Annotated in this window: 11 protein-coding genes; 5 read left to right on the top strand and 6 right to left on the bottom strand. The window is 71.3% G+C overall.

Annotated elements, in window-relative coordinates; translation table 11 throughout:
• Positions 1-86: 86 nt before the first annotated feature.
• The gene (locus ABR737_RS04185; protein ID WP_350248828.1) at positions 87-1,247 is read right to left on the bottom strand and encodes an alanine racemase; all 1,161 of its coding nucleotides are present in this window, start codon (positions 1,245-1,247) and stop codon (positions 87-89) included.
• Between the two features lie 209 nt (positions 1,248-1,456).
• Between ABR737_RS04185 and ABR737_RS04180 the strand changes: the two genes are divergently transcribed.
• A complete protein-coding gene (locus tag ABR737_RS04180; protein ID WP_350248827.1) occupies positions 1,457-2,047 on the top strand; it encodes a helix-turn-helix domain-containing protein in 591 nt (196 codons plus the stop codon).
• 297 nt (positions 2,048-2,344) lie between these two features.
• A complete protein-coding gene (gene bla / locus ABR737_RS04175; protein WP_350248826.1) occupies positions 2,345-3,253 on the top strand; it encodes a class A beta-lactamase in 909 nt (302 codons plus the stop codon).
• A 49-nt stretch (positions 3,254-3,302) separates the two neighbouring features.
• Here the strand turns inward: bla and ABR737_RS04170 are convergent, their stop codons facing one another.
• Positions 3,303-3,620: a UBP-type zinc finger domain-containing protein gene (locus ABR737_RS04170; RefSeq protein WP_350248825.1), complete on the bottom strand. Its 318-nt coding sequence runs from the start codon at positions 3,618-3,620 to the stop codon at positions 3,303-3,305.
• A gap of 473 nt (positions 3,621-4,093) precedes the next feature.
• Here ABR737_RS04170 and ABR737_RS04165 point away from each other — a divergent pair, with 473 nt between their 5' ends.
• Both ABR737_RS04165 and ABR737_RS04160 read left to right on the top strand, forming a co-directional pair.
• Positions 4,094-4,579, top strand: coding sequence for a peroxiredoxin (locus tag ABR737_RS04165; protein ID WP_350248824.1), 486 nt, complete (start codon positions 4,094-4,096; stop codon positions 4,577-4,579).
• Positions 4,580-4,743: 164 nt separating this feature from the next.
• Entirely contained in the window at positions 4,744-5,982 is a 1,239-nt protein-coding gene (locus ABR737_RS04160; RefSeq protein ID WP_350248823.1) for an aromatic acid exporter family protein, read from the top strand.
• Here the strand turns inward: ABR737_RS04160 and ABR737_RS04155 are convergent.
• The 3 genes from ABR737_RS04155 to ABR737_RS04145 all read right to left on the bottom strand — a co-directional run bounded on the left by ABR737_RS04155 (position 5,979) and on the right by ABR737_RS04145 (position 10,842).
• Complete coding sequence (locus ABR737_RS04155; protein WP_350248822.1) at positions 5,979-6,272, bottom strand: NUDIX hydrolase; 294 nt, start codon at positions 6,270-6,272, stop codon at positions 5,979-5,981. The genes ABR737_RS04160 and ABR737_RS04155 overlap by 4 nt on opposite strands.
• 33 nt (positions 6,273-6,305) lie before the next feature.
• Positions 6,306-9,461: an AfsR/SARP family transcriptional regulator gene (locus tag ABR737_RS04150; RefSeq protein WP_350248821.1), complete on the bottom strand. Its 3,156-nt coding sequence runs from the start codon at positions 9,459-9,461 to the stop codon at positions 6,306-6,308.
• Between the two features lie 154 nt (positions 9,462-9,615).
• Complete coding sequence (locus tag ABR737_RS04145; protein ID WP_350248820.1) at positions 9,616-10,842, bottom strand: cytochrome P450; 1,227 nt, start codon at positions 10,840-10,842, stop codon at positions 9,616-9,618.
• A 313-nt stretch (positions 10,843-11,155) separates the two neighbouring features.
• Here ABR737_RS04145 and ABR737_RS04140 point away from each other — a divergent pair, with 313 nt between their 5' ends.
• Positions 11,156-11,449, top strand: coding sequence for a hypothetical protein (locus ABR737_RS04140; protein ID WP_350248819.1), 294 nt, complete (start codon positions 11,156-11,158; stop codon positions 11,447-11,449).
• A 9-nt stretch (positions 11,450-11,458) separates the two neighbouring features.
• On the opposite strand, the gene ABR737_RS04135 is transcribed toward ABR737_RS04140, so the two are convergent.
• Positions 11,459-13,000 carry an MFS transporter gene (locus ABR737_RS04135; protein ID WP_350248818.1) on the bottom strand — a complete coding sequence of 514 codons (1,542 nt, stop codon included), beginning with the start codon at positions 12,998-13,000 and terminating at the stop codon, positions 11,459-11,461.
• Positions 13,001-13,036: the final 36 nt, after the last annotated feature.

The raw sequence follows: 13,036 nt of genomic DNA, 5'->3' as shown, positions 1-13,036 counted from the left end.
CCACGGGCCCTGGGCGGCTGCCGTTCGCGTTTCGTGTGCCGGGAGCCGTGCCCCGGGACCCGGGGCACGGCCACCGCGCGTCGGCATCAGCGGAACTGCGGATGCCACACGTCGCAGGTTTCCCCCTCCGCGTCGACGACGGTGATGTCGGGCCACCGGTCGAAGGCGGAGCACGGGTGGGAGATACCGAGGTCGACCTCGTCGCCCACCTGAAGGCCTTGGGCGGGGGTGAGTACCAGATGGTGGTCGTAGATCCGTGCCGCTGTGGCCTGTACCTCGTGGTGCGCTCCGGCGGCCGAGCGCGCCCCTATGACGACGGGCAGGCCGGCGTCATAGGGAAGCTCGCGCTTGCCCGCCCCCACCACCGCGGTGCCGGTCTCGGGCATGGAGAGCACCGTCGCGCGGACGGTCAGTGCCGGACGCAGTCCGGGGAGCGGAGTGACCTGGGCGTAGGTGCCGTGGTCGTGGGTGACGTAGCAACCTGACCGGAGCACGGGCACCAGCGGCAGGTCGCCGCACCGGTCCTGCAGCTCCGCCACGGCGTGGACGACGCGGTCGGGAAACGCGGAGCCGCCCATGCTGAAGACCGGGCGTGCGGTCTCGTACAGCGGAGCCAACGACTCGAAGACCTCGGCTGTCATACGGCAGTGATCGTCGACGGCGGTGAGCGTCGCGGCGTCCCGGGTGTTGGGGCGCACTCCCTCGTACCCGGCGACGCCGGCCAGGAGCAGCCCGGGCGACGCCTTGACGGCTGCCGCGGCGAGCTCGTACGCCTCCGCGGCGTGACGCACCCCGGTCCGGCCGCCCGGCACGCCGACGTCGAGGAGCACCCGCAGCGGGTTCCGCGCGTCGCGCAGGGCCGCCGCGCCGAGGTCCACGCCCGTCGAAGAGTCGATGAGGCAGAAGAGCTCCAGGTCCGGCGTTTCGTCGAGCAGGCGGCGCAGGAGGGTGAGATCGGCGGAGTGGATCACTTCGTTGGCGATCAGGATCCGGCGCACGCCCCACCTGCACGCCACGTCGGCCTGCCGGGCGGTGGCCACCGTGACGCCCCAGGCGCCGGCTGCCAGCTGCTGTTCGACGATGGGGCGGACCATGGTGGTCTTGATGTGGGGGGAGAGCTCGACGCGGTGCTTGCGGCACCACTCCGCCATGAGCCGCACATTGTGCTCCAACGCACCACGCTCAAGACGGAGTTCGGGCAGCGCACGGATCTCGCGCTCGGGGGAGGACGAGGTGTCAGGGTGCATGGGACGGAACCTCCGGGTGCACGGGGTGGGGGCAGTGGACGGCGGCCAGCGGGTAGCGGGTAGCGGGCGGTGGGCGTCGGATGGCAAGCGCGTGGCGCAAGCACACACACGGACGTCGTCTATCAGCGACGGAGTGCACGATATATACGACGCCCGGGCAACGGCTATAGTAGACGCAGTGTGCTCTTTACTGGAATGGGGTGGGTGCCGTGGCGGCTGAGAGCGACCCGGTCGTAGCGGGGGGCGTGGCGAGCGACGGGATCGGCCGCCATCTTCGCCGGGAACGCCTGGAGCGGGGACTCACCCTGGAACAGCTCGCGGACCGGACCGGACTCTCCCGCAGCTACCTCAGCAACGTCGAGCGCGATGTGAACAGCCCGACGATCAACACCCTGCGTACGATCGTCGATGCCCTCGGTACGACCCTCAGCCGGCTGTTCCACGCCGTCGAGAGTGAACAGCGCGTCCTGACCCGTCCCGACCAGCGCATCGAACTCACCCGGGCAGGGGTGGAGGGGGTCACCTACACCCTCCTGAACCCCGAGCACGGCGGCCGGCTGGAGATGATGCTTCTGGAGGTGGCCCCGGGGGCCGGCTCCGGTGACCGGCCGCACACCCATGCCGGGGAGGAAGTCGGTGTCCTGTTGAGCGGGGAACTGGACTACTGGGTCGACGGCGTCCACCACCGCCTGCAGCCCGGCGACTGTGTGAGCTTCCCGTCCTCCACCCCGCACCGCTACAGCAACCCTGGCGAGGTGCCGGCGGTCTGCGTCTGGGCCGAGACCCCGCCGAGCTTCTGAGGGCTGCTACGGCTACGGCGCCGCGCGACGGTCTTACGCGACCTCGCCCGGCCTGGGCGGTGTATTGACCGCAGGTGAGGCGAGAGGAGCCGCGAAAGGGAACCAATCCTCCCTTTTCGGCCTCTTGATCATCGGACTGCGCGTCATGACCGCGCACAGAGAACGTGACCGCAGAAGGCGCGACTGCTGAAGACGTGACCGCAGACAACGCGACTGCAGGGAACGTGACCGCAGACAACGTGATCGTAGAGAACGTGATCGTAGAGAACGTGATCGTAGAAATGGGGAGGCCCGACCTTGGAGACCACCGGATCCCACCGTTCCCGCCGCGCGGTACTGGCGCTCGGCGCAGGGACCGCGCTCGCGGCAGCGGTACCGACCGCGGCATCCGCCGCAACTCCCGGCCGGGACGGGCTCGCCGGCCAGTTGCGAGGCCTTGAGCAGCAGTACGCAGCCCGCCTGGGGGTGTTCGCGCACGACACGGCCACGGGCCGGGCCGTGAAGTATCGCGCGGACGAGCGCTTTCCCATGTGTTCGGTGTTCAAGACGCTGGCCGCTGCCGCAGTCTTGCGTGACCGCGACGATGATTTCCTCGGCCACCGGATCCGGTACACCGAAAAGTACGTCACGGATTCTGGCTATGCCCCGATCACGGGCAAGCCAGAAAATCTCGCCAACGGTATGACCGTCGGCGAGCTGTGTGCCGCCGCCGTGTCCTACAGCGACAACGGGGCCGGCAATCTTCTCCTCGGTGAGCTGGGTGGACCGGCCGCGGTCACCAGGTTCTGCCGCTCGACCGGGGACGGGATCACGCGTCTCGACCGGTGGGAGCCCGAGCTGAACTCGGCCGAACCCTGGCGGAAGACCGACATCACCAGCCCCCGCGCCATCGGTCAGACCTATGCGCGGCTCGTCCTGGGAAGCACACTCACCACGGCGGACCGGACACGACTGAAGAGGTGGCTGGTCGCCAACACGACCAACGGTGAGCGGTTCCGTGCCGGCCTTCCCGCCGACTGGACGCTGGCGGACAAGACCGGTGGCGGGACGCAGTACGGTGTCGCCAACGATGTGGGCATCGTCTGGCCGCCCGGACGGCCGCCGCTCGTACTCGCTGTCCTCTCCACCAAATTCGACCCCGAGGGCCCGACGGACAACCCGCTGGTGGCCAAGGCCGCCGCGCTGGTGGCAGCGGCACTCACCTGACCTGGCCGGTCCTGCTCGCCCCGGGACGGTCCCCGGGGCGGCACGGGGCTCATCCCGGTCGTGCGGGGCCCACGCCCTCCACCTCGAAGGTCACCTGGTCCTCGTAACACCACCACCAGGCCTCGCCGGGCTCGTAGGACCGGATGAGTGGGTGGCCGGTGGCGTGGTGGTGGGCCGTGGCGTGCTTGTTCTTGGAGGAGTCGCAGCAGCCGATGTGTCCGCAGCTCTGGCACTCGCGCAGATGCACCCACCCGTCACCCAGCGCGACGCACTCCGGGCAGCTGTCGGGGCTGTCGGGGCTGACCGCCGTCACCTCGTCGAGGTGCTGGCAGATCAGGCTCCCCGCCGTTCCGTCACTGAAAGCCATGGTGCCTACTCACCCCTCGCCCAGCTGCCTCCTCGCCCCGGCCGCGAGGCCGGGATTCGTACTTCCACGGTGCCACTCGGCGGCCTCCTGTCAAACGGTGGACCGGGCCTGTGTCGGCCGGCGGCCGCCGCGCCCACCTGCGTCCACCAGCGTCGGCGCCCACCAGCACCCACCAGCGCCCTTCGGCATCCGGCCCACTGATCGGCATCCGACCCCCTACCTGACCAATCCGGATCCCGGCCGGTGACGAATAGACCAGATGAGGACGTCCGGAAAGCCGTGCTGCGCTGTGCCGTGCGGCTGCCCTGCGAGCGACCGGACCGGGAGAGGGGAGCGAGGGCGATGGCGATGCCGCAGTGCCTGCCTCACTGCACCGGTTCCCGGTCCCCCGTTCAAGGCGCCGGACCGTCCGGGACAGTGCACGTAGACACTGCTCGCAGACCGCCCGCTTTCCCAGTGAAGGGACACCCCCCATGGCCCCCGCACCCCAAATCGGCATGCCGGTACCCGACTTCACCCTGCCCGGCGGCGTGCTGACCGGAGACCGCTTCGAGCGTCGCGATTACGCCCTCTCCCTGCAGCGCGGCCGCCCGCTCGTCCTGGCGTTCTATCCGGGTGACGACACCAGCGTGTGCACCGAGCAATTGTGTTCCTACTCCAGCGGCCTTGAGCAGTTCCAGGGCCAGAACGCGGAAGTCTGGGGGATCAGTCCGCAGGACGTGGACAGCCACGACCGGTTTGCGCGCAAGTACGACCTGCGGATGCCCTTGCTCGCCGACACCGATCGTGGCGTCGCCCGCACCTTCGGCGTCGCCGCCCCCGGCATCGGAGTGCGCCGGGCCGTGTTCCTCATCGGATCCGACGGCACCTTGCACTGGAAACACGTGGCGCTGCTCGGCGCGACCTTCCAGCCTCTCGACACGCTCGCCCGGCATCTCGCCGACATGCCGACCGCCTGACCGGTGGGGGCCGGGCCCGGATGAGCACCTGTGCCGGCGGCCGCCGTCGTTCGCCGTCGTCCGCTGAGCCGCACGGGAACGACGGGCGACCGCCGGATGAGGTAAGCGGGTCATTCCAGGCCGTCGAGGGTGCCTCCGGCGGGAGCAGGGGGAAGGGTCGAAGGGTGCGCGAAGTTACCGATCCCCTGCTGGACCTCGTCCGATGGCACAGCGAGCCCGTCGTCGCCCAGACGCTCCGCTCGACCGTGGCCGCGGTGATTTCCTACGTCGTCGCCCTGCTGCTGAGCAGCGAGCCGGCGCCGCTGACCGCACCCCTGACCGCCCTGCTCGTCGTCCAGGTCACCCTGTACACCACCCTCACCACCAGCGTGCGCAGGGTGAACGCCGTCGTGGTGGGGGTGGTCATCGCCATCGGCTTCAGCTCCCTGGTGGGGCTGACCTGGTGGAGCCTGGGGCTGATCATCCTCGCGTCGCTGGTGATCGGGCGTTTCGTCCGGGCCGGTGAGTTCGTGCCCGAGGTCGCGATCAGTGCGATGCTGGTGCTCGGCGTGACGACGACACGGGTGGCCGCGACGGCCTGGGACCGGGTGCTGGAGACGCTGATCGGGGCGGTCGTCGGGCTGCTCTTCAACATGCTGTTCGTGCCACCCCTGTGGGTGCAGCCCGCCAGTGAGGCCATTGAGGGCCTTGCCGGCCGGATGAGCCGGTTGCTGCTGAGTCTCGGCGACGAGATGACGGGCCACACTCCCGTGGCGGAGGCGGCAGCCCGGCTGCACGAGGCGCGTCGCTTGGATCACGACATCGTGCAGGTGGACGCGGCGCTCCGGCAGGCGGAGGACAGCCTCCGGCTCAATCCCCGGGTCAAGGAAGGCCTGCTCTCCCGTGTCGTTCTGCGCACCGGGCTGGACACGCTGGAGATCTCCGCGGTGGTGCTCCGTACGGTGTGCCGCACCCTGACCGACCTCGCCAAGGCGCGCACCGACGAGTCGCTGTTCCCGGCGGCCCTCGGCACCGCCCTGCAGGAGCTGTTCGGCCATATGGCCCGCGCGGTCGAGAGCTTCGCGGTCCTCATCACCACCCAGGTCAGCGCCAATGCGGAGGAAGCCGAGGAACGCCTCGGCCAGGAGCTCACCGCCAGCCGCGAGAGCCGCGAGACCGTCGCGCACCTGCTGCTCGAGGGTGTGCAGGAGCACCCCCGGCAATGGCAGCTGCACGGCGCGCTGCTGGCCGAGATCGACCGGATCCTGGACGAGCTGGAGGTGACGAAACGCTCCGAGCGGCTGGTGGAGGAGCTGAACCGCCAGGCCCGTGAACGGCGGGAGAAGTACCCGTTGGTGGACAAGCTGCGAGGCCGGTTGCGCCTGGGGCGGCCGGAGCGCCGGGTCACGGACGTCGCGGATTAGGAGGTGTCGTCGTCCTCCGCGATCAGGTGGCGGTGGACGGGCGGCAGGCCGGACAGCCGGCCGGGCCCTACGACGTCCAGCACATGGGCACTGGGCGTGAACAGCCCGCACGGCAGTGTCGGCAGGTCGGCGACATCGTGCCACTCCCAGCGCCGGATGAGCTCCGGCTCTCTGACGGCCTGCTCGCCGCGGAAGGCGGCCACGCGCACGGCAGCGGTCACCCGCGGGATGCCGTGGACGCTGTCCATCAAGAGCGCCGGCAGCCGCGCGTCGGCCGCCTCGGCCTGCAACCCTCCTCGGGTGCGTGTGGACGGCCTCCACGTTCACGAAGTGAGCGTGGCCTCGACCAGCTGGGGCCAGTTGGTCCGCGTCCCCTCCCGGGCCGCCTCCTCGAACCGCGCGTCGCCGAGCCGGCGCCGTGCGGTCTGCTCGATCCGGGCCACGTCCGGGTGGGAGCGGTCCTGCAGCCCGCGCACCCCCGCGCTCGCCGCGAGCAGCCGTGCGGCCTGCTCGTGCTCGTCGCGGCGCAGAGCCAGGTCCGCGACCCCGACGAGCACCTGCCCGATCGCCAGCGCGTGGCCCGCCTCGGACGCCGCCTCGCAGGCCGCCGCGCGGTGCGCCCGGGCCTCACCGAGGTCGTCGGCGAGGTAGCCGAGCAGGTCGTGTGTCAGCGCGCGGATGTGCGCCTGCTTCGCGTCGTCGCCCAGTACGGCCGTCACGACGCCGAGTTGCCGGTACGCCTCCTCGGCGTCGCCGCCCCACCGGGCGAGCTCCGCCTTCGCGAGGGCCAGCTCGGCCAGCGCGCCCGGCCAGGTGACCCGCTCCGCACACCGCTGCGCCTCGGCGAGGGCGGCCGCGCTCGCGTCCTCGTCGCCCAGCAGCCGGTACAGCTGCGCCTGCCGCGACCGCATCCGGATGACATCCTCGGTGGCCCCGACCTCGGTGACGACCGCGATCGCCTGCTCGTAGTGCTCGCACGCACCGGCGAACTCGCCGCGCACGGCGATCCGGTCCGCCAGCTCCGACAGGGCGAACGAGATCCCGAACCGCTCGCCGAGCGCCCGGAACTCGGCGAGCGCCCTCTCCAGATGCGCTTCCGCCTCCGGCCCCTCCTGGCCGAGCACGATCCGCATCTTGCCCAGCTGCAGCCGGGCCAGCGCGCGCACCCAGGGGTCCTCGTTGCCGAGCAGCGGCTCGAACGCGGGCCGGAACGCCTCGGGCGTCTGCAGCAGGCGTTCCAGCGCGGCGACGAGCCCCAGCAGCGGGGAGCTACAGCGGCTGCCCCGGCTGAGCCGGTGCGCCTCGCGGATCCAGTGCTCCGCCTGGCGCTCGTCGCTCCGCCCGGAGCTCACGAACAACACGACCAGCGCATACGCCATCGCCCGGACCTCGTCGGTCACTTCGCCGGGCGTCCTGGCGGCCGCGGTGATCAGCTCCATGCCCTCGGTCCGGTGCCCGCCGAGCCACCAGTACCAGCCCGCGCCCGCCGCCAGCCGCATCGCCGCCTGCGCCTCGCCCGCCGCGAGCGCGCCCCGCATCGCCGCACCGATGTTGTCGTGCTCGGCCTCGAGCAGGGCCAGCCAGTCCAGCTGCTCGGCGCGGCGCAGGTGCGGCTCCGCCGTCTCGGCGAACTCGGTGACGTAGGCCAGGTGCGCATGGCGCGCCTGCTCTGATTCCCCGGCCTCCGCGAGCCGTTGGCCGGCGTACTCCTTGATGGTGCCGATCATGCGATAGCGGGGGGCGCTGTCGACCTCGGCGACCAGCAGCGACTTCTCGGTCAGCGCGGTCAGCAGCTCGAGCACCTGCTCCTGCTCGACCCCCTCGCCCGCGCAGACCCGTTCGGCGGCTTCCGGGCTCGCCCCGCCGGAGAACACCGAGAGCCTGCGCAGGACCATCCGCTCGGCGTCGGTGAGCAGTTCCCAGCTCCAGTCGACTGCCGCGCGCAGCGTCTGGTGCCGGGGCAGCGCGGTCCGGCTGCCGCTGGTCAGCAGGCGGAACCGGTCGTCGAGCCGGTGGGCGAGCTGGTCGACGGACATGGTGCGCAACCGGGCCGCGGCCAGTTCGATCGCCAGCGGCATCCCGTCCAGCGCCCGGCAGACGCGCACCATCGTCGCGAGCGTGCGGGCGTCGGCCGCGAGATCCCGGCGCACCGCCCCGGCGCGGTCCCGCAGCAGCTGAACGGCGGGTGCGGACTCGATCTCGCCGGGGCACGCGTCCTCCTCCGGCAGGGCCAGCGGCTCGACCGGCCACAGTGCCTCCCCGGTGATGCCGAGCGGTTCCCGGCTCGTCGCCAGGATCCGCAGCCGCCGGCACTCCCCGAGCACCCGGTGGGCGAACACCGCCGCGGACTCGATCACATGCTCGCAGTTGTCCAGGATCAGCAGCGCCTCCCGCTCGCGGACCGCGGCGATGAGCCGGTCCGCCGGCTCCGCGGTCGGGGCCCCGCCGAGCAGGGCGTCCCGCAGGCCGAGCCCGGCGAGCGTCGACTGTGCCAGGTCGCCGTCCGCGCCGATGCCGGCGAGCTCCACCAGCCAGGCCCCGTCCGGCAGGTCGCCGAGCAGCGTGCGCGCGGCCTCCGTGGCAAGCCGGGTCTTCCCCGAGCCGCCCGGCCCGATCACGGTGGTGAGCCGGTGCCCGGCGATGAGCTCGCGGACCGCGGCGACATCGGCGCTCCTGCCGACGAAGCTGGTCAGCTCGGCGCGCAGGTTGGTCTTGCGGCTCGCTTCCTTTTGCCGCAGGCCGTGTCCCGGCTCGCCCCGGAGCAGCGCGAGGTGCAACGCGGCCAGTTCCGGCGAGGGGTCGACGCCCAGCGCGTCGGCCAGAGCCTCCCTCGCACGCTGGTACACCAGCAGCGCCTCGCTGCCGCGGCCGGCCGCGACGAGCGCACGCATCAGCGCGGCGACGAGCCGTTCCCGCACCGGATGCGCGGCCACCAGGTCGGTGAGCTCCGTGACCAGCTCCGCACCACGCCCGAGGGCAACCTCCGCGCCGGCGCGTTCCTCCGTGGCGGTCAGGCGCAACCCCTCGAGCCGGACGACCGCGGTGTCGAATGCGGCGCTGTCCTGCAGTCCGACGTCCTGCAGGGCCGCACCGCGCCAAAGATCGAGGGCCTCGCGCAACAGCCGCACCCGCCGGGAACCGTCCCCGGTGCAGGACTGCCCCGCGGTGACCAGGCGCTCGAACCGCACGGCGTCGACGGCGTCGGGCTCCACCGCCAACCGGTAGCCGTCCGTCCGGCTCTCGATCACCCCGTGCGGCAGTGCCTTGCGCAGCCGGGAAACCAAGCGCTGCAGGGCGTTCGTCGCATCGGCGGGCAGGTGCTCCCCCCAGATCCAGTCGACGAGCGACGCCTTCGGGACCACCTGGCCCGGCTTGAGCGCGAGGGCGATCAGCAGCCCGCGCAGCCGCGCGCCCGGTACGTCGGCCAAGTCGCCGTCGTCCGTGCGCACTTCGAACGGACCCAGCATCCCGATCTGCACCCGCTGATTTTGCCATGGGCGTTCGGCAGGCAGCCATGCGGTAGGCGCCGGCCGTGGATGCGCTGCGGGACGCTCTCCCGGGGCGATGGCCCCGGTGCAGATGCGGGGCCCTACCCTCGCGTCCTTGCGCGGGCGACGCGCCCGGCCGGCGGCCTTACCTGGCCGTCTCCGTCCAGGTGACCGGCAGTGCGTGGACGCCGTAGATGTTCATGTCGGTCTTGAGTTTCACCTCGTCGGCGGGGACGGCGAGTGCGAGGGTGGGGAAGCGGCGCAGCAGTCCCTCGAAACCGGCGCGCATCTCGATACGGGCCAGTTGCTGGCCGAGGCACTGATGGATGCCGTGGCCGAAGGACAGGTGACCGCGGGCGTTGCGGTGGATGTCCAGGGTGTCGGGGTGGTCGAAGCGCCGGGGGTCGCGGTTGGCGGCCAGCAGGGAGACCACGACGGTCGATCCCTTGCCGATCGTCTCGCCCCCGAGTTCGATGTCCTCCGTGGCGTAGCGGTAGAAGATGTCGGCTATGGACAGGTAGCGCAGCAGTTCCTCGACGGCACCGGGCAACAGGCCCGTATCGGCGCGCAGTTCGGCCATCTGCCCGGGGTTCTCCAGGAGCGCGAAGGTGCCCAGGGCGAGCATGTTGGCGGTGGTCTCGTGGCCCGCGAGCAGCAGCAGGAACGCGACGCCGGTCAGCTCCTCGATGGTGAGGTCGTCATGACGGGACAGGTCGGACAGGATGTCGTCGCCGGGGGCGGCGCGTTTGCGGGTGACCAGTTCGGAGAGGTACGTGTTCAATGCCTGGTACGCGGCCATCTTCTCTTCGAGCGACTGGTCCTTGACCAGGAACTTGGCGGAGTTGGCCTGGAAGGTCTCCCGGTCGGCGTAGGGGACGCCGAGCAGCTGGCAGATCACCAGCGAGGGCACCGGCAGTGCGAACTCCTTGACCAGGTCGACCGGCGGGGTGAGGCGCGCCAGTTCGTCCAGTTGCCGCTCGGCGATGTCGATGATGCTTTCCTCGAGCTGCTTCATGCGCTTGACGGTGAAGGCGCCGGTGAGTTTGCGCCGCAGGCGGGTGTGGTCCGGCGGGTCCATGGCGACGAACAAGCCCGGCACCTGCGGGGACGGTTCGGTGGCGGCCGGCATGCCGGGGGCCTCGTACGGCATGTGGAGAATGCCGATGTCCTGGCGGGAGCTGAACCGGGTGTCGGCCATGAGCTGGCGCACTGCGTCGTAGCCGGTGACGAGCCAGCCCTCGTGACCGTCGGGGAAAATCATGGGGCTGACGGGGCGAGCCTCGCGCAGCCGGGTGATGCGGCGGGGCGGGGCGAAGGGGCCCGCATCGCGCTCCATGGGGAGGCCCTGCGGGACGGAAACCGTTTGACTCATCGGAGGCCCTTTCGTGGCGGATGTGGTGAGGCGGATACGTGCCGACCACGATGGCCGTGGGTCCTGACATACGGCAGACACGGCTCTGACACCGGTCGTTCCGGAGGTATGCCCGAGACATGGTGGTGTCGGAGTCGTGTCAGAGCCGTGTCCCCAAGGTCCGTCCGGGAGCGGTCAGCGATCCGGCTCTACGGGTCGCGGGCGGGTTCGGGGAGCGCGTCCCGTCGTATCGTCCGCGTGCGGAGGCGGCCACTGGAGCCTCCCCCCGGCCCGTGGCTGGTTTCGACGGGTCGAAAGCGGCAATCCGTTTGTCATGTCCAGACGCGTTCACAACGGCAGAAGCGAAGCAGCAAAAGTGATCGTCGTCATCGCGGACCTCACCGCGGTGATCCTCGGCCTATGGATCCTGTTCGTCCTCCTCGACGCGAACCGTGCCAATGACCTGGTCAGTTGGGTGCAAGCCGCGGCCGGCTGGCTGGCCGGCTGGTCGCACGACCTCTTCACCATGGATACGGACTGGGTGCGGACCGTGCTGAACTACGGGCTGCCCGCCGTGCTCTACGTCCTCATCGGGCATGTCCTTGCCGGCCGGCTCCGCCGCGCCTGACGCCTCGGCCTACTCGGCCGTCGGGACAGCCCCGGCAGTCTCGGCCGGGAGCCCGGCCACCACCTTCCCCGGGGACTCCCGACGGTGGCGGGTCAGCCGGAACACGCAGGCGGCACCGGCCACCGCCAGAGCACCGGCCGTCAGGGCGAGGGTGTTGTGCCCGCCTGCGAACACCGCGTGCAGAGTGTGGTCGAAGGCGGTCCGCTGCCCGGCCGGGGCGGCCGTGAGGAGAGTGCCGGCTCCGCCGCCCGACAGGGTCTGTGCGGCACCGGCCGGGTCGGCGACCTTACCGTCCAGGGAGCCGGTCATGGCGCTGACGGCGAGGGTGCCGAAGACGGCGACGCCGACGGCGTAGCCGAGTTGTTCGACCGTGCTGTAGATGCCGGACGCCATACCGGCGCGCTCCGCGGGGACGGAGCCGAGGGCGAGGGCGGCGGCGACCTGGAAGACCAGCCCCATGCCGACGCCGCTCAGCGCGAGGCCCCCGACGAGAGCGGGCCAGCCGGAATCAGGACCCAGAAACCCTTCGGCCCCGACACCGATACCGGCCAGGAGCAGACCGAGAACGGCGCCCAGGCGGGGTGAGGGCTTGGGCATCCAGCGTCCGCTCAGTACCGCCACCAGGGCCGCGGCCGCGGCGTGGGGGAGTACGACGAGGCCCGCGTCGATCGGGGTGAGGTGCTGGACGGACTGCAGCCAGATCGAGGTGTACGGAAGGATTCCGTAGACCGCTCCTTCGCCGACGGCGATGGTGAGCATCGCGGCGGTGAAGGCCGGACGGCGGAACAGGGCGAGGTCCAGCAAAGGGTGCATGCTGCGGCGCTGCACCGGGAGGAAGACCACGAAGGCCGCCACGGCTACGGCCAGTGGCACCAGGGTTCCCGCTGAGATCCAGCCGTGGGCGTGCGAGGCGGTGAGGGCGTAGACGAATCCGCCCGCGGCGAGCGCGAACAGCACGATGCCGGGGACGTCCAAACGCCGCGTGGCGCTCCGGTGCGGGGCGGACCGGGGGATGTAGCGGAAGGTCATGGCCAGCGCGAGCGCGGTGACGGGGACGTTGACATAGAAGATCCACCGCCAGTCCAGCGCCTCGGTCAGCAGCCCGCCCATGATCGGGCCGAGCGCGGAGGCGCTTGCGGCGACCGCCGCCCAGACGCCGAAGGCCTGCCCGAGACGGCGGCCGGAGTACAGGGTGCTGATCAGGGAGAGGGTGGTGGTGAACATCGCCGCGGCGCCCACGCCCTGCACCAGCCGGGCCGCGATCAGCCACCCCATCCCGGGCGAGAGCGCACAGGCGACCGAGGCCGCCGCGAAGACGACCAGCCCCCCGACGTACACGCGGCGCCGGCCCTGCAGATCGGCGAGCATCCCCGCTCCGAGCAGGGCGACGGCCACCGCGAGGGCGTACCCGTCGGCCACCCACTGCAGTTGGGAGAGCGAGGAGCCCAGGGACTCCGCCATCGACGGCAGGGCGACCAGGACGATGGTGATGTCGATGAGCAGCATGAACGTGCCCAGACAGACGGCGGCCAGCGGCCCCCAGATACGCATGACACAAACTCCCGTGAGGGCGAGGCGGAACAGGAC

The organism is Streptomyces sp. Edi2 (genome assembly GCF_040253635.1).
GTDB lineage: Bacteria > Actinomycetota > Actinomycetes > Streptomycetales > Streptomycetaceae > Streptomyces.
This window is presented reverse-complemented; position numbering and strand designations above follow the sequence as displayed.